At 69.8% G+C, this 24,576-nt stretch carries 23 protein-coding genes and 1 pseudogene; 9 read left to right on the top strand and 15 right to left on the bottom strand.

The genetic code is table 11. The annotated features are described in order from the left end of the window. Positions 1–19 precede the first annotated feature (19 nt). Entirely contained in the window at positions 20–811 is a 792-nt protein-coding gene (locus B116_RS0122080; RefSeq protein ID WP_026321883.1) for a GntR family transcriptional regulator, read from the top strand. Positions 812–916: 105 nt separating this feature from the next. Here the strand turns inward: B116_RS0122080 and mshC are convergent, their stop codons facing one another. The 10 genes and pseudogenes from mshC to B116_RS0122035 all read right to left on the bottom strand — a co-directional run bounded on the left by mshC (position 917) and on the right by B116_RS0122035 (position 12,159). Then, a complete protein-coding gene (gene mshC / locus B116_RS0122075; RefSeq protein WP_027661347.1) occupies positions 917–2,155 on the bottom strand; it encodes a cysteine--1-D-myo-inosityl 2-amino-2-deoxy-alpha-D-glucopyranoside ligase in 1,239 nt (412 codons plus the stop codon). A 129-nt stretch (positions 2,156–2,284) separates the two neighbouring features. Continuing rightward, positions 2,285–2,453 (bottom strand): annotated as a pseudogene (locus B116_RS29160) (IS982 family transposase); the annotation flags it as partial. 49 nt (positions 2,454–2,502) lie between these two features. Beyond that, on the bottom strand, positions 2,503–4,218 hold the full coding sequence (locus tag B116_RS0122070) for a hypothetical protein (RefSeq protein WP_027661346.1): 1,716 nt from the start codon (positions 4,216–4,218) through the stop codon (positions 2,503–2,505). Then, on the bottom strand, positions 4,211–5,041 hold the full coding sequence (locus tag B116_RS0122065) for a hypothetical protein (RefSeq protein WP_027661345.1): 831 nt from the start codon (positions 5,039–5,041) through the stop codon (positions 4,211–4,213). The genes B116_RS0122070 and B116_RS0122065 overlap by 8 nt, the downstream gene beginning before the upstream one ends. Position 5,042: 1 nt before the next feature. After that, entirely contained in the window at positions 5,043–7,361 is a 2,319-nt protein-coding gene (locus tag B116_RS26005) for a glycosyltransferase family 2 protein (RefSeq protein ID WP_027661344.1), read from the bottom strand. 543 nt (positions 7,362–7,904) lie between these two features. Then, entirely contained in the window at positions 7,905–8,744 is an 840-nt protein-coding gene (locus B116_RS0122055; protein ID WP_027661343.1) for an SCO1664 family protein, read from the bottom strand. Further along, positions 8,741–9,337, bottom strand: a complete 597-nt coding sequence (locus tag B116_RS0122050; RefSeq protein ID WP_018723110.1) for a DUF3090 domain-containing protein — start codon at positions 9,335–9,337, stop codon at positions 8,741–8,743. Before B116_RS0122050 ends, B116_RS0122055 begins: the two co-directional genes overlap by 4 nt. 148 nt (positions 9,338–9,485) lie before the next feature. Then, positions 9,486–10,193, bottom strand: coding sequence for an MSMEG_4193 family putative phosphomutase (locus B116_RS0122045; protein ID WP_027661342.1), 708 nt, complete (start codon positions 10,191–10,193; stop codon positions 9,486–9,488). Positions 10,194–10,273: 80 nt separating this feature from the next. Further along, positions 10,274–11,110, bottom strand: coding sequence for an undecaprenyl-diphosphate phosphatase (locus tag B116_RS0122040; protein WP_018723112.1), 837 nt, complete (start codon positions 11,108–11,110; stop codon positions 10,274–10,276). Continuing rightward, positions 11,107–12,159, bottom strand: coding sequence for an LLM class F420-dependent oxidoreductase (locus tag B116_RS0122035; RefSeq protein WP_018723113.1), 1,053 nt, complete (start codon positions 12,157–12,159; stop codon positions 11,107–11,109). Before B116_RS0122035 ends, B116_RS0122040 begins: the two co-directional genes overlap by 4 nt. Positions 12,160–12,343: 184 nt before the next feature. On the opposite strand from B116_RS0122035, the gene B116_RS0122030 reads away from it, so the two are divergent. Together B116_RS0122030 and B116_RS0122025 are read left to right on the top strand one after the other, a co-directional pair. Then, entirely contained in the window at positions 12,344–13,315 is a 972-nt protein-coding gene (locus B116_RS0122030; RefSeq protein ID WP_018723114.1) for an aldo/keto reductase, read from the top strand. A 98-nt stretch (positions 13,316–13,413) separates the two neighbouring features. Further along, positions 13,414–13,605, top strand: coding sequence for a DUF5703 family protein (locus B116_RS0122025; protein WP_018723115.1), 192 nt, complete (start codon positions 13,414–13,416; stop codon positions 13,603–13,605). Positions 13,606–13,670: 65 nt separating this feature from the next. Here B116_RS0122025 and B116_RS0122020 read toward each other — a convergent pair whose 3' ends face one another. Beyond that, a complete protein-coding gene (locus B116_RS0122020; RefSeq protein ID WP_018723116.1) occupies positions 13,671–14,327 on the bottom strand; it encodes a hypothetical protein in 657 nt (218 codons plus the stop codon). A 52-nt stretch (positions 14,328–14,379) separates the two neighbouring features. Further along, positions 14,380–15,708 carry a M20/M25/M40 family metallo-hydrolase gene (locus B116_RS0122015; protein WP_018723117.1) on the bottom strand — a complete coding sequence of 443 codons (1,329 nt, stop codon included), beginning with the start codon at positions 15,706–15,708 and terminating at the stop codon, positions 14,380–14,382. A gap of 109 nt (positions 15,709–15,817) precedes the next feature. Between B116_RS0122015 and B116_RS0122010 the strand changes: the two genes are divergently transcribed. Then, positions 15,818–16,060: a hypothetical protein gene (locus B116_RS0122010; protein WP_027661341.1), complete on the top strand. Its 243-nt coding sequence runs from the start codon at positions 15,818–15,820 to the stop codon at positions 16,058–16,060. Positions 16,061–16,120: 60 nt separating this feature from the next. On the opposite strand, the gene B116_RS0122005 is transcribed toward B116_RS0122010, so the two are convergent. The 3 genes from B116_RS0122005 to B116_RS0121995 are packed head-to-tail and all read right to left on the bottom strand — an operon-like array spanning position 16,121 to position 19,199. Beyond that, positions 16,121–16,471: a DUF3140 domain-containing protein gene (locus B116_RS0122005; RefSeq protein ID WP_027661340.1), complete on the bottom strand. Its 351-nt coding sequence runs from the start codon at positions 16,469–16,471 to the stop codon at positions 16,121–16,123. Further along, positions 16,471–16,638 (bottom strand): hypothetical protein, encoded by a 168-nt coding sequence (locus tag B116_RS27965; RefSeq protein WP_188116062.1) that lies wholly within the window; start codon positions 16,636–16,638, stop codon positions 16,471–16,473. The genes B116_RS0122005 and B116_RS27965 overlap by 1 nt, the downstream gene beginning before the upstream one ends. 17 nt (positions 16,639–16,655) lie before the next feature. After that, entirely contained in the window at positions 16,656–19,199 is a 2,544-nt protein-coding gene (locus B116_RS0121995; RefSeq protein WP_027661339.1) for an ATP-dependent Clp protease ATP-binding subunit, read from the bottom strand. 127 nt (positions 19,200–19,326) lie between these two features. Between B116_RS0121995 and B116_RS0121990 the strand changes: the two genes are divergently transcribed. From B116_RS0121990 to B116_RS28520, 5 genes are all read left to right on the top strand, one after another. After that, positions 19,327–19,707, top strand: coding sequence for a hypothetical protein (locus tag B116_RS0121990; protein WP_027661338.1), 381 nt, complete (start codon positions 19,327–19,329; stop codon positions 19,705–19,707). A gap of 150 nt (positions 19,708–19,857) precedes the next feature. Further along, positions 19,858–20,118 (top strand): hypothetical protein, encoded by a 261-nt coding sequence (locus B116_RS0121985; protein ID WP_018252814.1) that lies wholly within the window; start codon positions 19,858–19,860, stop codon positions 20,116–20,118. 8 nt (positions 20,119–20,126) lie between these two features. Then, positions 20,127–21,221: a hypothetical protein gene (locus B116_RS0121980; RefSeq protein WP_027661337.1), complete on the top strand. Its 1,095-nt coding sequence runs from the start codon at positions 20,127–20,129 to the stop codon at positions 21,219–21,221. Next, the gene (locus tag B116_RS0121975) at positions 21,214–23,886 is read left to right on the top strand and encodes an FtsK/SpoIIIE domain-containing protein (RefSeq protein WP_027661336.1); all 2,673 of its coding nucleotides are present in this window, start codon (positions 21,214–21,216) and stop codon (positions 23,884–23,886) included. The genes B116_RS0121980 and B116_RS0121975 overlap by 8 nt, the downstream gene beginning before the upstream one ends. Then, entirely contained in the window at positions 23,883–24,548 is a 666-nt protein-coding gene (locus B116_RS28520) for a hypothetical protein (protein WP_223874649.1), read from the top strand. The genes B116_RS0121975 and B116_RS28520 overlap by 4 nt, the downstream gene beginning before the upstream one ends. Positions 24,549–24,576 lie beyond the last annotated feature (28 nt).

Genomic DNA, 24,576 nt, shown 5'->3' with positions numbered 1-24,576 from the left:
GATGATCGAGGAGGCGGGCATGCAGATCAACCCGGGTGCGGCCGAGTTCCCGCACCGGCAGATCGCCGCGCAGATCAAGGCACAGGTGCGCCGCGGTGACTGGGGCCCCGGCGAGCGGCTACCCTCCATCCCGGCCATCGCCGAAATGTTCGGCGTCGCCAAGCAGACCGTGCAGCGCGCCGTCGACCAGCTACGGGTCGAGGGCATCCTGATCACCAAGCCGGGCTCCGGTACGTACGTCCGCGGCACCCGACGCCGCCTCAACCGGCTCTCCCGGGGCCGGTACGGCGGCTTCCGTGGCTACCACACCGACCTCGCCGCCCGGTACCGGCAACAGCTCGTCTCCGTCGGGCCCGCCCCCGCACCGCCCGAGGTCGCCGATGCGTTCGGCGTATCCGACGGCACCGAGCTGCTCTGTCGGCGGCACCTGGTCCGCACCGAGGACTCCCCGGTAGAGGTGGGCGCCGCCTGGTTCCTACCGACCGACACCGCCGGCACCTCGCTGGAGCGGGCCGAGGCGTTCGGCCGCCCTCTCTACCAGGAGGCCGAGGAAGCCACCGGCCGGCGGTACATCACCGCGACCGACACGATCAGTGCCCGGCAGCCCAGCCGGGACGAGGCGGAGACCCTGCAGATCCGACCCGACACCCCGGTGCTACACCTGCTGCACGTCGCCTACGACGAGCACCGCAAGCCAATCGAGGTCGCCCAGGCCACCTGGCCCGGCCCGGTCACCACCCTGACCGAGGCGTACCGGATCCCCGCCCCGACGAGCGACCCGGATCCGGGCCCAGGGCTCGTCCTCGGCTGATCGGGCTCCTACCAGCCCAACTCCGGCACCGGGCCACCGAGGCAGCGAAGATCGACCAGGCGGCCTGAGTGGAAGCCGACGCGGCCGATCAGAGTGCGCAGCAGGTCACAGACGGACGCCAAGCAGGGCATCCAGTGCCCGGGTGAAGAGCGCGGGTGCCGCCGGATCGTCGCCGGCGCCGACGAGCGCCGCCTCCGCCCAGGAGTCCGCCAGAGCAAGCGCCCCCGGGGCGTCGAGGTCGTCGGCGAGGCGCGCACGAAGCGTGGCCAGAAACGCCTCCGCGGACGGCCCACGGGGCACCGCAGCGGCCTGCCGCCATCGACCCAGCCGCTCCTGCGCGGTCGCCAGCAGCCCGTCGCTCCAGGAGCGGTCGCTGCGGTAGTGCCCGCTCATCAGGGCCAGCCGGACCGCCATCGGATCCACCTGGTCGGCTCGCAACCGGGAGACGAAGACCAGGTTGCCGCGGGACTTGGACATCTTCTCCCCGTCCAGCCCGATCATGCCGGCGTGCACGTAGTGCCCGGCGAACGGGGTCTGCCCGGTCAGCAGCTCGGCGTGCGCGGCCGAGCACTCGTGGTGCGGGAAGATCAGATCATTGCCGCCGCCCTGCACGTCGACCTGCTCGCCGAGCAGGTTCAGCGCGATCACGGCGCACTCGATGTGCCAGCCGGGGCGGCCCGGGCCGAGATCGCCGCCGGGCCACGACGGCTCGTCCGGGCGGGCACCCCGCCACAGCAGTGGATCGAGCGGGTCTCGTTTACCGGCTCGATCCGGGTCGCCACCGCGCTCGGGGAAGATCTCCAGCATCTCTTCCCGGCTCAGGTGCGACTCGTACCCGAATCGGGGCGCGGCCGAGATGTCGAAGTAGACATCACCGGTGCCGTCCTCCAGCCGGTAGGCAGCACCCTCTTTCACCAGCGTCAGGACCCGCTCGGCGATGTCTGGAATCGACTCCACCGCACCGACGTAGTGCTCCGGCGGGATGATCCGCAGCGCCGCCATATCCTCCCGGAACAGGGCGGTCTCCCGCATCGCCAGGACCTTCCAGTCCTCGCCGTCCCGAGCGGCCCGCTCCAGCAGCGGGTCGTCGATGTCCGTGACGTTCTGCACGTACGTCACGTCCAGTCCCGCATCGCGCCACACCCGCTGGATCAGGTCGAAGGTGATCATCGTGGCGGCGTGCCCCAGGTGGGTGGCATCGTACGGGGTGATGCCGCAGACATACATCGTGCCGGTCCCGGTCGGCACGCTGGCGGCGGTGCCTCGCCGGGCCGAGTCAAACAACATCAGCGGCCCGCCCCGGCCCGGTAGCCGCGGCACCTCGTGTCCCGCCCAAGAGTCCATGACCGCCAGCCTAACCAGCCGCCGGCAGGCAGCAAACCATGCCATTGGTTGACATGAGAAATCATCATCTTTGGCGGTGAAGGGTCACCGGCCTGACCGAGTGACCGACTTGAGTTGTTCCGAAGTCCCTCAGTGGTCGTAGGCGGTCAGTAGCCGGGTGACGGGTGCGCCGGTCTTGTTGTTGTACCAGATCGCGGGGCCATCGCGAGGAGGCGTTGGGCGATCCGGACGGCCCCCCGGCAAAGGTCCGTCCGCCGTGTTGCTCGAGGTCAAGCTGGCCCTTGAGGCAGATGCTGACGCGGATTCCGCGACCGCACGATGTGGTGCCGGCCTGGCCGTCAGCAGCGTCAGTGGCCCGGAAGGCGACGCTTGACCGCGCGGGCGAGCCGCTTCGGGTCGCGGACGACCCCGACCTTGCGGATCACCACGGCCAGGCGGGCGGCCCGCGACCCCCTAAACCTACTCATCTCCGAACGCAGCGACCGGAGCCGACCCTCCCGCACCTTCAGCTGCTGGTCGCGCATCTTCAGGGTGCGTTCTAGGCCGAAGACGTGTCCGGCAAGTTCCACCGCCTGGGTCCTTGCCGTCTCCGCGTCAACCAGCTGGGTACGCAGGTCCGGGCTGGGCGTCGCAACCTGCGGCGCGTCCATTACTACGGCCACCGCCTCGGCGATCTGCCGACCTCGATCGAGAATGGCGTCGGTCGGCTCCTCACCACTCATGCTCAGCCAGGTTCGCACCAGGTCAGCGCCAGACATCCACGGTGGCCACGGGTGCCGGTGGTGCCCACGGGTCAGCCTGTCGGCGAACCGATGCCATGCAGCGGCAAGCAACTCGGCGGTATCAGACTCCTCCGCAGTCTGCCTTGCCAGCACGCCCCGGGCGAAGGTGTCGCCGTCCACACCGGTATCGTCCAGGCAGATCACCGCACCGGGACCGAACTCGGCAGCGCTCTTGCCAACCCAGTCGCCCAGCTGTTCGGCGAGCCGACGGAACTCGGGCACATCCTCCTTTGCGGCGGCCCGCAGCAGCAACCGTTCTACCGACTCGGTGTCGGGCACTTCGGCCGGGCTTTCGTTGGCGGACAGACCAGCTGGCGACGAGCCGGCGCCGGCCACGGTGACCAGCTTCCAACGGTTGTCAGCCAGGTCAGCAGCGAGCACCGATGAGGTGTTGCCTCCCCGGGTGTAGATGGTGTGGACGGCGGGCGGGCGGGGCCCGCACACTACGAGCCAGCCTGGTGTGACGGCGCCCAATTGGCCGGCGCAGGCGGCCGCGTTGACCCCCTCCGCCAGCGACGCGAGTAGCGGCACGGCGGTCGCTGCGGTCTCGAATGCCCGGACGGCGATCCGAGCCGCCGGCCGACCCGGGCGGGTAGCGGCGAGCGCGTCGACCTCAACCAATGTGTGCGTCTCGCCCGCAACATCAACCGTTGCCCAGAGCAAGGACGTTTCGAGACCGAGACCGGTCAGGGCATCTCGCAGTTGGGCGGGGGAGGCGGGCCGGGTCGGGTCATCGTGCAGTGGCCACCACTCGTCGTCGCCGTGCCGCTTGTGGGACGGCCGCGAGTCAAACAACTCAGTCAGCGCGAAGTCGTTTTGCATGCCGACAACAACCATGGCCCCGGCGGCGGCGGCCCGGACCAGTGCGGCAGCCCGGGTATGCCAGTCCTGCTGCGGCGCATCATAGCCCATCACCCGATCCAGGCCGTCGGCAGCAAGCACCAGGTCGTACGTCTCATCCTCGGTGAGGCTGTCAATCAGTCCGTCCAGCGATCCGGCGACGATCGTGACGGTCGTGTTTGATATCACGGCCCGCAACGACTCCGCGTCGCCGACCGAGCGGACCAACACGGTCGTCTGGGCACTGCGTGCGGCTACGGCGTCGATGAGGTCGCTGCCGTGGGGGCCGACTACCAGCGCCCGCTTGGACTGCGGTAGCAGGTCGGCGAGTAGGGCTGCGAGCACCGAGCCACTCGCCGGAGCCCGGCCGCCCGAGTAGTCGGTCCACGGCTGCATCTCACCCCGGACGAACTCACGGTCGGTCGATCGGTTGTCAGTCACGTTCATTCCAATCGAATAGCATGCGCATCTCGGCCGGTGGCATCATCCATGCCCAGCCGAGCTCCTCATTGGTGATTTCCCTGGCCACCGCGACATCGATGTCCTTGCCGTGCATCTCCGGCCAGAGCCGGGCGATACGTGCAGTGCCGCCAAACAGCGGGTTCTCACCCGCCATTTCCATAGGATCGCCATAGACAGCGGGCTGGCAACCGGCGGCGACGCCATAGAAGACCGCCGAGGACAGCCGGTTTGCGGCCACCCGCTTGTGTTTGCGGAGCGCCGCCAACTGTTTGTAGAGGAAGCGCCGATCGGTGCCCTCATAGTTCCAACCACGTCGGCCGAAACTCACCACGTCGAAGCCAGCCTTGTCGTAGAAGCGCCGGATCTCAGGGCGTTCGTACTCGGTGTAGTAGAGGCTAAACGTTACCGGACCTGATTCCGTCTCCCGGATCTCGTCTATCAGTCGGGCGTGGTTCCCGCTGATTTTTCCACCCTCCCAGCCGTGAAAGAGGAACCACAAGGTGCCCTCCCGGTCCTCCTCAGGCACAGCGCCCAACTCGGGCTCGAGGTCCATCAGATACAGCCAGGGGGCGCCGACGACATGGTAGTTGCGGCGACCGAGGGCATGGCCGCGTCGCCGGGGCGCGTCGCTCCACACGAACCGCCAGGCGCCATCGAAGAACTCGTGCACCGGGTTCCAACCACAGCCGACATTCCAGCCGTGCTGTAGGTAGCCCCGGATCCGGGGCGGGAAATCGTCGTCCAGCCCACAGTACCGGGCGAGGATGTGGGCCTGGGCATAGTAGTGATTGTGATGGTGCATTTCACCGAACCTCGAGATGCAGGCGGCCAGAGCGGGGGTACAGACCAGCGGTTCGTCCGCCAGCGTCAATCGGTAGCGGCAGCTGAGCGACCAGAAAAATGTCGGCCTGCAGGGCGTACGGTGACTCGCCGTCTGGGGGCAGCACCCACAGGGTCCAGTCAGCGAGCAGGTCGCTGCCCGGTTGCGCTATCCCTCCTGGCGCCAGTAGCTCGGACAGTTCCACCTCAGCAGACCACCTGCCGTCGGACCGGGTGACCCGGCAGGACATGTCCACGTGGTGGTCCGCCGCGTCAACGTACCGCCGCCACACGACTGCGCCAGGGTCCGCGTCGGTCCAGAGCCGGCCCTGCACCGAGAGACGATGGCCGACGCCGGCCGGCGTCGCGTTTGCCGTGTCGGCCTGCAGCTGCAACGGCCCCTCAACCACGTTGAGGCACTGGCCGGGCGAGCGGGTGACGGCGATCAACCGGTCCTTGTACACGGTGGCGACCGGGGCGTCCAGCCCAGTTGCGAGTATCAGGTGGCGCTGGTTGCCCCGCCTGACACTCGGTACCCGCGTGGTGCGCAGGGTGAACGGGTCGTCCGGACTGGCACTGTCGACGAGGCTGGTGAACGGAACCCGGGCGGTGTACGCCAGTTGCTTGCCCGACAGCTGAGTTTCCAACTCAACCTGAGTGGTCTCGGACGAGCGGGCCAGTTGCAGCCATGCCCCATTCAGATCCGTAGGCATCCGGCCGGTGAGAACGATCTCCTCGCCATCGACGGTGGCGCCGGTTAGCTCCAGTGGCCGGATCATCCGGCGCAGTACTACCTCCCCCGCGTTTGTATTGCCCGGCTGAATCCAGGTGTCCTCGTCGATCCAGGTGCCAGTGGCATTCTGCGGGTTGCCGGGCTGAACGTTGCGCAGCAGATTACGCCGGTGAAAAGCGCCAGCGCGCAGGCTCACCTTGATTCGGGCGCCCGACACATCAGCCGGCAGTTTGGCTAGCACCGCCTTCGACACCCGGGTCTGGAAGCCCACCAGAGTCTCCTCGCCGTGCGAGTCCCGGGCGGTGAACCGCTCAACCGGCAATTCCATCCGCAGGGTGCCGGCAACCAGTGTTAACCGTAGCGTGGAGTTAGCTCCTACCGGCAGGTGCCGGATCTCGGCCGTACCCCGAATGCTCAGTGCGGTGTCGTCCCAGGACATCCGGGTGACCGTGGTGTAGAGGCTGAGCTCACGCCGACGTAGCCGATAGAGCTGACGCGGCACCGTCGAATCGCTCCCGGCGGTGGGATAGTGGTTCTGGAACCGCCAGGGAAACAGGGAGCTCCGGCGTGCCCGGGCGCCGGAGCCCAGGCCGCCCGTGGCACGGAACTCGGCCAGCCGGCGCAGTTGGTCGGTGTCACCGGCTGCCAACGCGTGGTATTGCAACTGGTCATAGGCGGAGGCTCGCCGGAGCACGCGCAGATCAAGCCGGCGGGTCAGTCGCTGGCCAAGCTCAACCAGAGACAGCTCTTCGTGTTCCTGCGCAGTAGCGAAGGCCTGCACCACCGTTGCCAAGTCGATCTGGGCGAAGTGCCGGTGTACCCGGTCGCGGAGTTCGGGCGCTCGCGTGTCAATAAGGTCCAGGACCATCTCGGCCGACAGGATCCGGTCGGCCAGGTTGTCGTAGTGGAACTTCTGCTGGGTGATTGACTCGCCAGACTCACGCTCGCGCCAGAAGTAGACCGGAGCGGCGAGGCAGTCGACGGTCACCGCATCCAGATGTGCTTTGAGGGTGACCGGGTAGTCCTCATACCGAATCGCCGGGAACTCCAGCTCGAACTCATCCCAGAAGGAGCGGCGGTAGACTTTGTTCCACACCATCCTGTCCAACGCGAGAACGGTGTTCTCCAGAATGTGAGTGGCCTTCTTATCGCCTGTGAAGACGAGATTCTGCAGGTAGCTCTTTTTTACACCAGAGGCGTTATTGAACCGGCGCGCGTTGCCCCCGACGAACGATGAACCGCTGCTGTCCAGGGAACTCACCATCGACTGGTATGCGTAAGGCGGAACCAGGTCGTCACTATCGACAAAAGTAATGTATTCGCCCACGCTGTGCCGAGTGCCGGTGTTGCGGGCCGGACCGAGGCCCAGGTTCTCCTGGGTCACCACCCGAAAGCGGGAGTCACGCGAGGCGTACGCGTGAGCGATGTCGGCGCTGTTGTCCTGCGAGCCGTCGTCAACCATGACGACCTCGTAGTCCTGAAACGTCTGACGGGCCAACGACTCCACACAGTCCCGGATGTAGTCACCGACATTGTAGAACGGGACAACGATGCTAAGCCGAGGGGGCATGTCGCCTCCTTCCGGGCACCCGAAGCGTCGCGGGGCGGCTTACCGCTCCGCGACGCAGGACGGGATGGGGAATCCACGCCTGATATTTCACGATTTCACTTTCCGAGGTTGAGGCGGACGACTGTCAAGGCTAGTCACCCGGACCACCGTTATGCAAACACCCTGAGATGGTCAAAACGGAAATATCTCCCCAAAATGCTGGGTAACTCATTACACAATGACGCCCTTTACGACAAATATTCATAAAGCCTTGCCACCGAGCACCTGATCTACTTTTGCAACTGATGTAGGCTTCGGCGCCGGAATCCGCGCATACATGTCGGATCGCCAGCCAGGTAGGTGGACAAACAAGGAACCTCTCCGCCCTCGTAGCCATGAGTGTTGTGGCACCCGGGGTTCGAAGCGATGCCCTCGAGAATCACGCCGGCTGGGATCCGCGTTGTGGCGGCCGGCGTTGACCCGGCTGGCCCAGGATGGATGCCCCGCCGAAGGCTCTGGGTGAGGAGGGCGATTTGTTGATCTCCAATCGGTTGTGACAACTACTCACATGGGCGGCCACGGAATCGCCGGCCACTGCGGCGACGGCAGCGGGAAGCGACCGGCCGCCCGCAGCCGCCCGATCCGGGCAGCAATCTCGGCGATCTCGCCGCCGGTGAGGTGCTTGGCGAGTTCCCCGCCCAGGTCACCGGCGACCGCGTCGGCGAGTGCCGCGAGCACCTCCGCCACCTCCGCCGGCAGCTCGCGGCCCGCCCAACCCCATAAGACCGTGCGCAGCTTCTCCTCCACGTGGAAGCTGACCCCGTGGTCCACGCCGTAGATTCGGCCGTCCCGGCCGACCAGCACATGTCCGCCCTTCCGGTCGGCGTTGTTGATGACCACGTCGAGCACCGCCAGCCGGGCCAGCCGCGGGTCATCGGCGTGCGCCAAGGCGTACGGGGTGCCCTCGTCGTCCCGGGCCGCCGCGACCGCGAACCACCGAGACGGCAGCGCGTCGGCGGGAACAAAACCGACCAGCGGTTCCCACTCGTCCGGCCCATCGATCCACAGCTGACAGGAGCCGGGGCCGAGTGGCCCGTCCCGCAGCACCGTCGGTGGCACCAGGTCCCAGCCCGTGGCGGCCGACACCAGATACGCAGCGACCTCGCGCCCGGCGAGATTGCCGTCTGGGAAGTCCCAGAGGGGCCGTTCACCCCGTACCGGCTTGTAGACACAACGCGCGGTCATCCCGTCCAGGGTCAGCACCGCGCGCAGCGTCGTGTTCGAGGCGTCAACCAGCCGCCCCTCCAGATCCAGCGTGCCCTCCCGGAGCAGCCGAAGCGACTGATCGTCGTCCTGGTGGGGCCACTCCCGGTCCCGGCTACCGCGCAGGTCGGATGAGGTCACCGGTGGTAGCCGTTGTGACGCGGGCAGAGGTGACCGACGGGGTCCAGGGGCTGACCGCAGAGCGGACACGGCGGCCGGCCCGCGTTAACCACCCGCCGGGCCCGTCCGATGAACTCGCGGGTCGCCTCCGGGGTTAACCGCACCCGCAGCCGGTCCAGGTCCTCGTCTGACTCGTCAGCGGACTCCTCGTCATCTGACTCGTCCAACTCGACCTCAGCCGCAGCCTCGGCCCCAACCTCGGCCTCGGCCTCGCCGACCGCGATCGCCTCGATCACGACCGTCTCAGTGTCCACGTCAAAGGCCAACCCCAGGGTGCCGACCCGGAACTCCTCATCGACGGGCGTGTCCAGCGGGTCATTGTCGCCACCGACCGGGCCGGTCTCCGGCAGCTTCACCCCGAACCGCCGTTGCGCCTCGGAGAGCAGCTCCTCCAACTTCTCCGCCAACAGTGAGACCTGGACCTTCTCCAGCGCGACGCTGACCAGCCGGCCACCGCCGCGGGCCTGGAGGAAGAACGTGCGATCCCCCGGCGGCCCGACGGTTCCGGCGACGAACCGCTCCGGCGGCTCGAAGGCGTGCACCTGGTGGGTCATACCTCGACCCTATCCGGCGCACCCGCACAGCGCGCACCCCACCGACCGGAATCGCCGCGGCGCCTGCCCGCGCGGCACCCCTCGGCCCCGCCGTGGCTGCCCAGAGCGCGTGGACCCGCACCAGCGCGCCGACGCGGTCCCGCCACCGTCAGGCCCCTGCCCCGGCGCCGCCACCAATCGCGGCGTCCGAATCGGCGGCGCTCCGCCCACCTCGCTCCGGCGGGGGTGGAACCAGCGCCGTCAGATCGCCGCCGGTGTCGTTGAGCCGCACCAGGAACGGACGCAGCGGGGTGTAACGGATCGCCGTGACCGATGCCGGATCCACGACGAGACGCTGGAAGAGGTCCAGGTGCAGGCCGAGCGCGTCCGCCACAATCGCTTTGATCACGTCACCGTGAGTACAGGCCAGCCAGACCGCATCCGGCCCGTGCTCCGCACTCACCCGAGCATCCCAGCTACGCACCGCGGCCACCGCCCGGGCCGCCATACTTGCCATCGCCTCCCCACCCGGGAAGACCGCCGCGCTGGGATGCTGCTGCACGACCGGCCAGAGCGGGTCCTTCGCGAGCTGTTTCAGCGGCTGCCCCTCCCAGCTGCCGTACCCGCACTCGGTCAGCCCTTCCGCCACCACCGGCACGGCCTCGGGCAACGCCAGGTCCAGGGTCTGCCGACAACGGACCAAGGGGCTGGTCACCACGGTCGCGCAGGAGAGCAGCCGGAGCCGCTCGCCGACCGCGGCAGCCTGGGTACGGCCGGTCTCGTCCAGCTCGACCGGCTGCCGACCGGCCAGCCCTCCGGCCGCGTTCGCGGTCGTCCGGCCGTGTCGCAAAAGCAGTAGGGTCGCCACGGTGACCACCCTAGGGCCTACCCCGCCCCTGGCCCGCCGATGCGCTCCGGGCCGGTGTCTGCACCCGGATGCGCGTCGGCGCGAGGGGATCAGGTGGCGCTGATCGTGCCGGTCATCAACAAGGCAAGCACCAGCGTTCCCAACGCCACCCGATACAGCACAAAGATGTACAAGGTGTGGTGCGCAACGTAGCGCAGCAGCCAGGCGATGGCCGCGTAACCCACGGCGAAGGCGACCGCTGTGGCGACGATCATCTGCGCCCCGCTCGGCACCGAGGTGCCCGGCGCGGCCGGCGCGAAGACGTCCTCGAGACTGAGCACGCCCGACATCACCACCGCGGGAATGGCCAGCAGGAACGAGTATCGGGCCGCGGTCTCGCGGGTCAGGTTGAGGAACAGGCCGGCGGTGAGCGTCCCGCCCGAACGGGACACGCCGGGAATCAGCGCCATCGCCTGCGCGAAACCCATCACCACACCGTCGCGCATCCGGAAGTTCTCCAGCGTACGCGTCTGCCGGCCCCAATACTCGGCGAACGCCAGCACGAAGGCGAACAGAATCAGGGTGCTGGCGACCAACCACAGGTTCCGCGCGGTCTCCCGGATCTGATCCTTGAAAAAGAAGCCGAAGACGCCGATCGGAATCGAGCCGACGATGACGTACCAGCCCATCCGGTAGTCGAGGCTGCTGCGCACCGACCGATCCCAGATGCCAACGACCCAGGTACGGCTGATTCGCCAGATGTCCTTGGCGAAGTAGAGCAGCACCGCCGCCTCGGTACCGAGCTGGGTGACGGCGGTGAACGACGCCCCGGCGTCCTGCTCGAAGAAGATCGCTGAGGTGATCCGCAGATGGCCCGACGAGCTGATCGGCAGGAATTCGGTTAGGCCCTGCACGATGCCCAGGACAATGGCCTCGACCCAGGTCACTCCCCAACTCCCGCGAGATCCAGCGCCTCCGCGACGGTCCGTAAGGTTTGTACGCCACTGTCCCGGTCGGCCACGAAGAGAGTCACCGACAGGGTAGTGACGCCGGCAGCGGCAAACTCCCGCATCCGCTCGGCGATGCGCTCCTTCGGACCGAGCAGCGAGGTACGGTCGATCAACTCTAGCGGCACCGCGGCGGCCGCGTCGCGGTGCCGCTTGGCCAGGTACAGATCCTGCACCTCGCGCGCGGCGTCGCCGTACCCCATCCGGGTGGCGAGCTGGTTGTAGAAGTTCTGCTGCCGGCTGCCCATGCCCCCGATGTAGAGCGCGGCGTACCAGCGGACCAGTTCGGCACAGCTGGCCACATCGTCACCGATCACCACCGGCACCGAGGGAACCACATCGAAGCCGGACAGTTCCTTTCCGGCGCGGGCCCGGCCCACGCGGATCGCCGCGAGCTGCTCCGCGGCGAACTCCGGCGCGTAGAAGACAGCGAGCCACCCGTCGGCGATCTCTCCGGCGAGTTCCAGGTTCTTCGGACCAACGGCGGCCAGGTAGGTGGGGATGTACTCCCGGGGCGGGTGGAAGCCCAGGCGCAGCGCCTTGCCGGGGCCGTCGGGCAGCGGCAGGGTGTAGAAGTCGCCGGTGTAGGCAACCTCCTTGCGGGCCACCGCCAGCCGGACGATGTCGACGAACTCACGGGTCCGGGCGAGCGGCCGGCCGAACCGTACGCCGTGCCAGCCCTCGGAGACCTGCGGTCCGGACACCCCCAGGCCGAGCCGGAACCGGCCACCGGAGAGGGCATCGATGGTCGCGGCAGTCATCGCGGTCATCGCCGGGGTGCGGCCGGGAATCTGCATCACCGCGCTACCCAGCTCGATCCGTTGGGTCTGGCCGGCCATCCACGCAAGCATGCTCGGCGAGTCGGAGCCGTACGCCTCCGCCGCCCACACCACCGTATAGCCGAGCCGGTCCGCCTCCTGGGCCAGAGCCAGATGGTCAGCGGGTGTACTCCACGCCGTCTGGTAGCCGAGGCTGAGCCCGAGTCGCACTAGTCCTCCCCCATTCACACCACAGGTCGCATCAGGTTACGCAATACCATCGCCGCCCTCGATCACCGGCTCACGCAAACAGCGTGGGCGGCGACAAACCCCGAGAAGCACGACGACGAAGGGGCGACAGACTTGACGGCAGCGAGGATATCGGTGCGACCCTTGATGGAAATAAGATTCAGCCATGCAACAGCGACCGCTCGGCCGAAGCGGGCTGGCGGTTTCGCGGCTCGCGCTCGGCACCATGACCTGGGGCCGAGACACCGACGCCGACGACGCGGCGGCCCAGCTGAAGAGCTATCTCGATGCCGGCGGCAACTTGGTCGACACCGCCGATGTCTACGGTGACGGTGACGCCGAGTCGGTCATCGGCTCACTGCTCGGCGCCCTGGTCCCCCGCGAGGAGCTGCTGATCGCGACCAAGGCGGGGCTCCGCCCAGGCAACAGCCGACGCCGCGACGGCTCTCGTGGGCACCTACTACGCACCCTGGACGCGTCCCTACGTCGGCTCGGCACCGACCACGTCGACCTGTTCCAGGTGCACGGGTACGACCCGGACACCCCGCTGGAGGAGACCCTGGCGGCCCTGGACCACGCGGTCGCCAGCGGGCGGGTCCGGTACGTCGGCGTCACCAACTTCTCCGGCTGGCAGACCGCCCGCGCCGCGGCCTGGCAGGCGGCCTGGCCCGGCCGCTCACCGGTGGTCGCCGCCCAGGTGGAGTACTCACTACTGGAACGCGGCATCGAGCGGGAGGTGCTGCCGGCCTGCGCGGCCCTCGGGCTGGGAGTGCTGCCCTGGTCGCCGCTGGGGCGGGGAGTGCTGACCGGCAAGTACCGAAACGGCCGACCGGCGGATTCCCGGGCGGCCTCACCGCACTTCGAGCGGTTCGTCGCGACCTATCTGGAACCGCGCTGCTCCAGCATCGTGGAGGCGGTTGCCACCGCCGCCGGCGGTCTCGGCGTCTCCCCGCTGGAGGTCGCGCTGGCCTGGGTCCGCGACCGGCCCGGGGTCGTCGCGCCGATCCTCGGCGCGCGCACGGTGGGGCAGTTGCTCGGCGCGCTCCAGGTCGAACAGATGACCCTGCCGGAAGAGATCAAAACTGCCCTCGACGATGTCTCCGCCGTCCCCGTCGGCTACCCGGAGCGCGACGGCTGACTCCGGGCCCGCAGACACCCCGCCTGGCCTGGGGTAACCGGGTCGGGCGGGGTGTCTGCGGGGTGGCGCTGGGCTGGGCGGATGGGCAGCATAGGGCCATGGACTACGAATACGCGCCGCTCCGGTTGCCCCCAAATGTTGACCGGCCGACCGCGGCGGCGCAGCTCGCCATCCAGGCAGAGTTCTCCGGCTGGGAGCTGGCCCGGGTCCGGCTGTTCCGGGACGGGACGCGGCAGGTCATTCTGCGCCGTCGCCGGATCAGCCCACCACAGCCCGGCCTCTCCTACTAGCCGCAGCGGCCCGAGAGTCGGCCCCACTCACCCTCGCTCGCGAGGCGAGGCCGCCGCAGGGGCGGCTAGTGAGAGTGGTCGTACTCCTCGTCGTCCAGCTCGAGGAAAGGGTGCTCGTCGAGCCGACCGACCAGCCGGTCCTCGGCGGCGGGCTGGAACGGACCCACCGCATCGTCATCGTCGAAGGCCTCAAGATCAACCGCGGCATCCACCTCGCTGACCATGACGACGCCATCCATTGGCTCCAGCTCCGGCACATCCAGCGCGGCGAGCGATCCGTCCCCGCTCTGCAACAGCTCCAGAACCGCCTCGCCGACCCCCTCGACCGGTGCCGGCTCGTCCTCGGCGGGGGTCTCCGCCCGCCGGGCCGCCGCGGCGGCCCGGATCAACGCCGAGACGCTTGGCACCCGGTAGTCCCGACGCTGCCGTACCGAGATGACCCGGGGGTGGCTGTCGGTGGCCGGTGATCCGTCGGGGCTGGCGAAGCGCTCGTCGGCCTCCTCCGGGTCGATCGCCTGCACATCCCAGGGAGTAACCTCGCCGAAGGCATCCATCAGCTGCTCGTCGTAGACGTACGAGGCGTTGTTCAACGCGACGTATGCCTGCCAGACGGCATCGTCGTCGATTCGGCCCTGCGCAGCGCGCACGGCCGCCAGGTGGTGGCGGGCCGCCTCGATGACGCGTTCGAGGGCAGAGTCCAGCTCACCATGCTGGTCGATCATGTAAGGCGTCCCTTCGGTGTTCGGAAGGCGCCGCGCCGAAGTACGGAAGCGGCTAGCAGTTGCGGAGAAACCGGTCGAGAACCCGCACGCCGAACTGTAGTCCGTCCACTGGAACCCGCTCGTCGATGCCGTGGAACAGCGCGGAGAAGTTCAGGTCGGCGGGGAGACGCAGCGGCGCGAAGCCGAAGCAACGGACACCCAACCGCGCGAAGGCCTTCGCGTCGGTGCCGCCGGAGAGCATGTACGGCACCGGCCGGGCCCCCGGGTCCTCGGCCCGCAGCGCGGCGGAGATCGCCTCGACCAAGGCACCGTCGAAGGTGGTCTCCAACGCGGGCTGGCGCTGGAGGTACTCGATCTCGATGTCCGGGCCGACCAACTCGCGCAGTTGCCGCTCCAGCAGCTCCGACTGGCCGGGCAGGCTACGGCAGTCGATGGTGGCGCTAGCCCGTCCGGGAATGACGTTGTCCTTGTAGCCCGCGGCGAGCCGGGTGGGATTGGCCGTGTTGCGGATAGTCGCCCCGATGAGATTGGCGATCGGGCCAAGCTTGCCGATGGCCGCCTCCGGGTCGTCCGGGTCCAGCTCAATGCCGAGCGCCTCGGACACCTCAAGGAGGAACGCGCGTACGGTGTCGGTAACGACGACCGGGAAGCGGTGCTGGCCGACCCGGGCGACCGCCTCGGTGAGGGCGGTGACGGCATTGTCGTCGTGCACCATCGAGCCGTGCCCCGGCCGCCCCTTGGCGTGCAGCCGCAGCCAGTCAATGCCTTTCTGGGCGGTCTCGATCAGATACAGCCGCTGGTTCTCATTCACCGAATACGAGAAGCCCCCGACCTCGCCGATGCCTTCAGTGCAGCCCGCGAAGAGGTCGGGGTGCTGCTCCACCAGGAAGTGCGCGCCGTACTCGCTGCCGGCCTCCTCGTCGGCGGTGAAGGCGAGCACCACGTCCCGGGGCGGCCGGAACCCGCTGCGCTGCCAGTGCCGCACCACCGCGAGCACCATCGCGTCGAAGTCCTTCATATCGATCGCACCACGACCCCAGAGGTAGCCGTCCCGCAGCTCACCCGAGAGCGGATGCACCGACCACTCGTCAGCGTCGGCGGGCACCACGTCCAGGTGGCCGTGGACGAGCAGGCCGGGTCGGGTCCGGTCGGTGCCGGGGATCCGGGCAACCAAGTTGGCCCGGCGGGGTGCGGACTCGTAGAGCACCGAGTCGATGCCGACCTCGGCGAGCTTCTCGGCCGCGTACTCGGCCGCGTGGCGCTCCCCGGCGCTGGTGTCGTTGTCTCCGGTGTTGGTGGTGTCGATACGCAGCAGATCCTGACAGAGGTCGATGACCTCGTCGGTGGGCTCGGGATGGGCGCAGGCGACGTCGCTCCTCATCGCTCCTTGATACCAGGAGAGCGGCCCGGGGTGGGATCGACGCCGGGTCCAACATCTGTCGAACGGGTCCACGGGGTGCGAACGCCGTGCCGCCGGGTAACAGACGGGCATGACCGACCTGTACCCCGCCGCCGACGACCGCGAGACACTGCGGCAGGCGGCCACCGCGCACACCGCCGCCACCCGGGACGTGGAGCTCTTCCTGCGCCGCCTACCGACGGTTCCCGCTCCGGCAGACGTCACCGAATACGCCAACCTGCTCACCCGGGAACGGCAGACCCGTGCCGACCGGGAGGCCGCCGCCGACGCGGCGGGCCTGACGATCGCCAGTCTGGAACCTGGCGCGGGGTGACCCGTCGGGGTGGGTGCCGGTGAGACCGTAGCCGGCGCCCACCCGACCGGACGGGAGCGGTCAGCGTTCCACCAGGACGTCGTGGCCCAGATCCAGCAGGGCGTGCCGCCACTGGTCATCGGCGTTGCCCCGCGGCGGCTTCGCGGCCAGCACATTCTCGATCTCGTCGATCGTGTCCCGCATCGTCTCGATGTCGTCCCGGGTCAGATCGACCTTGCGTTTGGTGAGCACCCGCAGGATGCGCCGGCCCGGCTCGGGCAGGCCAAGGTCGGGGTCAGGACCGAACGTCTCCTCGCCGGAGCCCCGGGTAAGCAGCCACTGCCGCAGCTTCTCGGACGGCACGTTGACCCGCTCGTGGAAACTCTCCCAGAGCTCCTCCACCTGCGGATCGAGCCGCTGCTCGCGTACCATCAGCCCTCCTCTCGCCGTCCGTCGGTCGCCGCCGGGTCCGGCTCGCCGGCCCCCTCCTGCCCCGGACCCTCTGGTGGCACCTGCACCCGGGCGGGGTTCGCGGTCGGTGCGGCGACGATCGGCTCGGTCCGTTCGGTGTTCTCCTGGCTCTCCTCGGGTTCGGTCATCTCCGCCTCCCGGCTCATCAACGCGGATGCGTGGTGGTAGCCGCGGTGTAGCCGCCGTCCTCGGCGACGTCGATGGTGAGCTGGCCGTCGCGGACGTCTACGACCACCCGTTGGCCCGGCGACACCGCGGACTCCAGCAGCATCCGGGACAACTGGTTGTCCACCTCGCGCTGAATGACCCGACGCAACGGGCGGGCCCCGAACTCGGGCTGGTAGCCGTGCTCGGCGAGCCAGTCGATGCCGGCGGTGGTGATCTCGACATCGACATCCTGCGCGTGCAACCGACGGCGGGTCTCCGCCAACAGCAGCTCGGTGATCTGCCGCAGTTGCTCCGCCTCCAACCGGCGGAAGATGATGATCTCATCAACGCGGTTGAGGAACTCTGGACGGAAGTTCTCCTGGAGCCGGCGCAACAAGCGGTCGCGAAGCTCGTCGTTCTCCCCACCGGCCGCCCCGGCGCCGAAGCCGACGGCCCGCTGGGTGCCGGTGATCAGCTCCGAGCCGAGGTTACTCGTCATGATCAGAACGGTGTTCTTGAAATTCACCGTCCGACCCTGACTGTCGGTGAGCCGGCCGTCATCGAGCACCTGGAGCAGGATGTTGAACACATCCGGGTGCGCCTTCTCGATCTCATCCAGCAGCACCACCGCGTACGGGCGGCGCCGCACCGCCTCGGTGAGCTGCCCGGCCTCCTCGTACCCGACGTAGCCGGGCGGCGCGCCGACCAACCGGCTGACCGTGTGCCGCTCCTGAAACTCGCTCATGTCGACCCGCACCATCCGGTCGGCCTCGCCGAAGAGCGCCTCGGCGAGTGCCCGGGCCAACTCGGTCTTGCCGACGCCGGTGGGGCCGAGGAAGAGGAAGCTGCCCATCGGCCGATCCGGATCCGCCAACCCGGCCCGCGAACGACGCACCGCCTCGGCGACCGCGTTGACCGCGTCGTCCTGACCCACGACCTTCTCGTGCAGGTGCCCCTCGAGCCGCAGCAGTCGATCCCGCTCCTCCTCGGTGAGCTGTGCAACGGGGATGCCGGTGGCCCGGGAGACCACCTCGGCGATCTCCTCCGGCCCCACCTGCGGCACATGATTGGCGGTACCCTCGTCGCCCCGAACCCGATGGATCTGGGCCTCCAGTTCGGCGATCTGGTCGCGCAACGTAGAGGCCTTCTCGTACTGCTCGTCGGAGACGGCCTGCTCCTTGTCGCGGCGCACCTCGTCGAGCTGAGTCTCCAACTCGCGTACGTCCGAGGCCGGAGTACGGGTGCGCAGCCGGACCCGCGCGCCGGCCTGGTCCATCAGGTCGATCGCCTTGTCCGGCAGGTAGCGGTCGGTGACGTAACGATCGGAGAGCTCCGCGGCGACGACCAGCGCCTCATCCGTGAAGCGGACCTGGTGGTGCGCCTCGTAGCGGTCGCGGAGGCCACGCAGGATCGCCACCGTGTCGTCGACACCCGGCTCGGGCACGAGGACCGGCTGAAAACGGCGGGCCAGCGCGGCGTCCTTCTCAATGGTCCGGCGATACTCATCCAGCGTGGTCGCACCGATCACGCGCAGCTCACCGCGGGCCAGCGCCGGCTTGAGCATGTTGGACGCATCCATTCCGCCCTCGCTGCCGGACCCGCCCGCACCGACCAGGGTATGGATCTCGTCGAGGAAGATGATCAGCTTTTCGCGGTGGGTCCGGATCTCATCAATGACCTTCTTGAGCCGCTCCTCGAAGTCACCCCGGTAGCGGGTACCGGCGACCAGGCCGGCCAGGTCGAGTTGGATGACCCGCTTACCAAGCAGGGTCTGCGGCACGTCCCCGTCGCAGATCCGCTCCGCGAGCCCCTCCACAATGGCGGTCTTGCCGACCCCGGCCTCACCGATCAGCACCGGGTTGTTCTTGGTCCGCCGGGACAGAATCTCGACCGCCTGCTCGATCTCGTCGGCCCGGCCGATGACCGGGTCGATCTGGTCGTTCTGGGCGAGTTCGGTGAGATCCTGCCCGTACTTATCGAGCGTGGGGGTGCCCCGATCGGGTCGCTGCCCACTCGTCGGGCCCCGGTCGGCGCTCGCCGCCTGCAACGACTCCGGCTGAATCCGGCCGGCGGCGAGCATCCGGCCGGCGGGCGACTCAGGGTTCAGCGGCAGCGCCATCAGGATGTGCTCCGGCCCGATGTAGTTGGCGCTCATGGCTCGGGACAGCTGATGGGCATCGAGCAGCGCCCGCTTGGCCGCGGGGGTGAGGGACAGGTTCGGCGGGACCTCGCCCCCCGGCGCCCCCTCACCCCGCCCGCCCAGCGCATTGAGCAGGGTCTCGGGTTCGGCACCAGCTCTTTTGACCAACTCGCGCAGGGACTGGCGTTGGAGCGCGGCCCAGAGCAGGTGGTCGGTGTCCAGGTCGGTGCTGTGCCGCTCCGCCGCCCGACGTGCCGCATCGGCGAGCATCTCTCGGGCATCGGCGGTCATCAGCCGGGTAATGTCGACCCGGTGCGCGGGCCGGCGCCCACCCTCGCTCCGGCCGAAGTACCGGGCCAGGAACTCGTCCCATGGGTCGGAGCCGAAGTCGCCGGGTCCCATATCTGTCTCCTCCGCTGCTCGGCGCGGCACGGTCGCCAGGGGCTACCCGGCAGTCGTCGGGACAAACTCCGCCGGCTGGCCACCGAGGTTGCCCGGGCGCGGGCGGATCGGGTGGCAGGCTGGCGGCATGAACCGGACACCGCTGCTGATCGTGGACGCCGCCAATGTGGTGGGATCCCGGCCGGACGGTTGGTGGCGGGACCGGGTCGGGGCGACCACCCGACTGCGGGACAGCCTCACCAGCCTGCCCGATTCCGGGATGCCACCGGAGCTACCGCCGCCGATCGAGGTGGTCCTGGTGGTCGAGGGTGCGGCGCGCGGGGTACCGCCGGTGTCGGGGGTGCGGGTGGTGGCGGCCCAACGGTCCGGCGATGACACGGTGGTTGACCTGGTCGCCGCCGACCCGCAGCGCCGCCGGGTCGTCATCACCGCCGACCGTGAGCTGCGAGAACGCGTGGTCCGGCACGGCGCCGAGGTGTACGGGCCGCGCTGGTTGACCGGCCGCTGAGCCCCTCCCCCAGGCGGACTTCGGTTCCGGCCTCCCAGCGCTTCCAGGTGACAACCGCTCAGTAGGGTTGAATACTGGCAGGGAGGATGTTCTCTCCCCGGTGCCGATAGGCTCTAATGGAGGCCTCCCCTTGCCCCAGGAGGTTCCGTCGTGGCGAGCGTCGCCGAGCTCAAGGCAGCCATCGATGTCGCGCTCCAGCAGATCGGTGACGGCCAGAGCGCTGTGCACGCTGCCAGCGAGAAGCTGGCGGAGGCACAACAGACGCTGGCCGGCGCGTTGGAGGGCAGCGGACACGAAACGGTGGATGCGGCCCAGGCCTCGCTGACCCAGGCAGGGCAGGAGTTGGAGGAGTGCTTGGCGGCCACACTCGTCGCGGTCGAGCAGGCCCAGCTATACGTCGCGACCCTCTGAGCGCCGCTGTGTCCATCGTCGAAGATCTCGGCGCGCAAGTGCGTGCCGCCAGCGATGACCTGCCGCTCGGCCAGCTCGCCGCGGCGCTCGAACGGTTCGGACTGGCCGCCGAGCGGCTGCGCTGGGTACGCCAGGAATCCGCCAACCCGATGGGGGTGCCGGAGCTGTCCAACGCCGTCGAACACGCCGAGTCCGCCGGCTACGCGCTGCGGGTCGCCCAGGAGCAGCTGACGGCGTACCTGGCCATGATCGGGCTCGCCGCCGACGACTCACCCGCCCCACGTACCGTCCCCGAACAGCAACCGGTGCACGACGCTCCCCGTGGTGCCACGCCACCGGCGACAGCCGCTGCCCCGCCCGGCCCGGCCACCGCACCCCGCTGGTGGGCAGTCCGGGTCGCCGAGTTGACCGGTGGCGGGAGCGTGTCGGGACAACCGGATGAAGCGATCGCCGACGCCAACGAGCTGCTGCGCCGAGTCGTCCACGAGGTCCGCGCCGGCGACCGGGAACGACTCCGCGTCGAGCTGGGCCGGGCCCACGCCGACGTGGGGTTGGGGCTGGCCGCACTGGCCCCTCCCCTGCTGCGGGAACTGGCCGGGGAGTTCCTTGGGCACCCGCCCCGCGCCGAGGACCTGCCGCGGCTCCGCCAAGCCCTGGGCAGCCGAACCCGCGACCTGCTGCCGGGCCTGCCCGCGCCGGTGGTGGAGACCCTGCTGGCCCGGGTCTGTCGGATGCCCCCGCCCCGCCGGGACGACGCCGAACAGCCACATGCCGCCGATCCGGCGGTCACCGCCGGGGTGCTGACCGGCGTCCTGCTCGACCGGCTCGGTCGCGAGCTACCGACCCCGGCGGAGCGCGAGCGCCGCACTGACGACGCGCGGACCCGGCAGGCGGCGGCGGACGACCAGCGGCGAGCCGCCGCGAACCGCGACCGGCGGACCGACGCCGAGTGGGAGCGGCGCGCCGCCAGCATCGGACAACAGGCGCCCACCCGCCAGCGGCAGCCCGTCGCCGGACGCCGTAGTGGCCCACTGCCGGGCGAGAGCCGGAGCGGGGCGATCGACACCGGACGTCCCTCGTCTCGACGGGACGCCGATGGCTGACCGACGGGCGCAGCTCGCCGCCCGGGTCCGGCAAACCCTCGGCGAGGCCCTCGGCGCGACGCGGACCCGGCTGGCCGCGGCGCAGACCGAACTCGCCGCCGAGCGGGGCCGACTCGACCGAGTCCGCCAGGCCGCCGCCGCGGTGCCCGCGCGGGTCGGCGCGGAGCGAGACCGGCGGCTCGCCGAGATCGACGCCCAGCACTCGACCCGGATCGCCGAGTTGTCCCGGCGGGCGGCTGACGCGGCCCGCCGGGAGGCCCCGGGCGCGGCCACCGCCGACTGGCCGCAGTGGCACCCCACCCCCGCCCACCGGAGGGAGCTGCCCGGCCCACTTCGGGTCGGCACGCTCGCTGTCCCGGGCGGGGAACCCGTGCCCGCGCTGGTGCCGCTGCTCGACGCCGGGCACGTCGAGCTGACCGGTAGCGACCGGGTAGCGGGCGAGGCGGTGGTGGCCGCGCTGCTGCTGCGTGCGGTAGGCCGGGCCGACCCGGGCGCGGTCCGGTTGACCGGGTACGACCCGGAGCACCTTGGCGGCGGCCTGGCCGGTTTCGCGCCGCTGAGCACCGCCGGGCTGCTGACCTTCGTCGGCCCTGGCGGGCTGGGCCGACTCCTCGACGACCTCGTCGAGGAGATTCACCGGATCAACTCCACCGTCCTGGCCGGCGAGCACCGGTCGCTACGTGAGCTGGCCGCGGCCACCGGTCGCCGGCCCGAGCCGTGGCGGGTGGCGGTACTGCTCGGCGGGGAAGAACCATCCCGGCACGAACGCGGCCAACTCGATCGGGTGGTCCGCACCGGCGCGGCGTGCGGCGTACACCTGGTGGTACGCGGCCTGGCGCTGCCGGAGGACGCCACCGTAGCCCGGATCCGCGTCGAATCGGGTCGGGCCGAACTCGCTGGCGCACCGCCGGTCAAGCTCGACCCGGCGCCCCCGGCGACCCTGGTCACCGAGACCTGCCGGGCCGTCGCTGCCCGGGTCAACGCCGGACCGGAACCGACGCCCTTCACCGACCTGCTACCACCGCAGGACCAAATGTGGCGGGAGGATTCGGCCGCCGGCCTGATCGCGCCGATCGGCGAAGGAACGGACGGCCAGCCGGTGCTAGTCACTCTCGGTGATTATCCACCGCACGCGCTGATCGGCGGCCCGTCGGGCACCGGCAAAACAAACCTGATCTTTGCCTGGATCGGCGCCCTCGCCGCCCGTTACTCCCCGGCCGAGTTGGAGTTTTACCTGCTCGACTTCAAGGAAGGTGTCTCCTTCGCCCGGTTCGCACAGGGTCGCCGCGACCCGAGTTGGCTGCCGCACATGCGGCTGGTCGGGATCAACGTCAACACGGACCGGGAGTTCGGTCTCGCCCTGCTTCGCTTCCTCGCCGAAGAGCTGCGTCGGCGCGCCGACGCAGCGAAAGAACACGAGGTGACGAAGCTCGCCGAACTGCGCGCGGTGGACCCAGCCGGGCGCTGGCCGCGGATCGTCGCCGTGGTTGACGAGTTCCAGATGCTGCTCGCCGGCCGGGACGCGGTCGCCCGGGAGGCCGCCGACCTCCTGGAGGACCTGGCCCGCCGCGGTCGGTCGCAGGGCATCCACCTGATCCTCGCCTCACAGGACGTCCGAGGAATTGAGGCGCTGTGGGGGCGGCCGGCCCTCGTCGCCCAGTTCACCCTCCGCATCGCCCTGCCCAAGGCGCTACGGATCCTCGCCGAACGCAACGACGCCGCGCAGGCCCTATCCCGCCACCACGCCGTGGTCAACGCCGAGTCGGGGCTGGCCGAGGGGAACGAGATCGCCCGAATACCGTCGGCGAGTGACTGGGAGACGTGGAGCGGGCTGCAGCACCGACTCTGGCGGATGCGCCCACCGGATGCCGCCCCAGCCCGGCTGTTCGATGGTGACGCAATCCCCCGGTTAACCGACGCCCCGGACTTCCAGGCACTCTCCGCACCGGAGACCGGGACGCCGCGGGCCCCGACGGCGCTCCTCGGCGAGATCATCGACGTACAGGCCCGCTCGGCGGTGCTTCGGCTGCCGCGCGCACCGGGACGTAACCTCGCCGTGCTGGGCACCCGCGTTGACGAGGCGTGCGCCGTACTCGGCGCTGCTGGACGGTCGCTCGCCCGGCAGCACCGCCCCGGGACGGCGCGGTTCTCCATCGCCTGTCTGGACCCGGACGCCGACTCCGCCGCCCGATCTCTCTACACCGACCTCGCCGCGGACGCCGCCTGGTACGACGAGGAGACCGTGACCGAACTGATGGCCGAGACCACCGCCGGGCTGGGCGCGTCTGGCGCCGGCGACCCCCATTACCTGCTGCTGTTCGCCGTTGACGCGGCGGCCGGCGCACTCGCCGCCCGAGTCGGTGGCCAGACCGGGCTGGAGCAGCTGCGTCGGATCCTGCACGACGGACCGGAGCGGCGGACACATGTGCTGGCCTGGTGGCGGGGGGTCGCGCGGATGCGAGCCGATCTCGGCGGACCAGCCGCCCGCACCGACCAGGTCGGCGCGTGGGTGGCGCTCGACACGCACGGCGGGGAACTGGGCGCCTCGCTCTACCCCGGCACCGGCGGGCCGGACTGGTACCCCCGCCCATGGCGCGGCCTCTTCTTCGACCGGGCGGTGCACCGCTCCGGACAGACGATCATCCCGTACGGGCACCAGCGGTGAGCCAACCAGTGCCGAGTGAGTCGTACCCGGCGCAGGTACGACGACTGGCCGACCTGACCGAGCAGCTATCGGCGCAGCGGGCCGAGGCACACACCTGGTACGAGCAGCAGTGTGCGGCCGCGCGGCGCGCCGTGGCGAGCGCCGAGGACCAGGTCCGGCACGCGGAACGGGAGGTGACGGCAGCCCGCCGGCTGCAGGAGCGGGTCGAGGCTGAAGTCCGCCTGTTGTGGCAGGAGCTACGGGGGCGGTTTCGGTCGGCCGGCCGCCGGATGGACGGCCCCCCGGGCCCGGTAAACGGCATCACCGGGAATCCCCTGCCGATGCTGGCCGCGGTGCGGGACCTCCTGGCGCGTACCGGCCAACCCGGTGAGCTGCCCAGATCCGCCAATCCGCTGCTAGCCGTCTGCGGGTTTGGCGGTGCGCTGGTCACGTACGCCCTGGGCACCGTCGCCCGGACCGCCGGCGACCGGTACGGCGGGGACCTGGCGGTCGGGCTGCCGGTGTTGGCGCTGGTAGTGACCTTGCTCGGCCCGCTGGTCGGCCTGGTCCCTGCGAAGATTCTCGCCGACCGGCGACACGCGGTGCTCGGTCCGCGCCCGATGGCCGTGGTGGTGGTCGCCGGACTGCTGACGACGGGGCTCCTGCTGGCCCTGGCCCGCTGAACCGGTCAGCGGCGGCAGCGTCGGGTCC

Source organism: Salinispora fenicalii (genome assembly GCF_000514815.1).
Classification (GTDB): Bacteria; Actinomycetota; Actinomycetes; order Mycobacteriales; family Micromonosporaceae; genus Micromonospora; species Micromonospora fenicalii.
The sequence above is the reverse complement of the archived record's forward strand: the minus strand, read 5'-3'. Positions and strand labels throughout refer to the sequence as shown.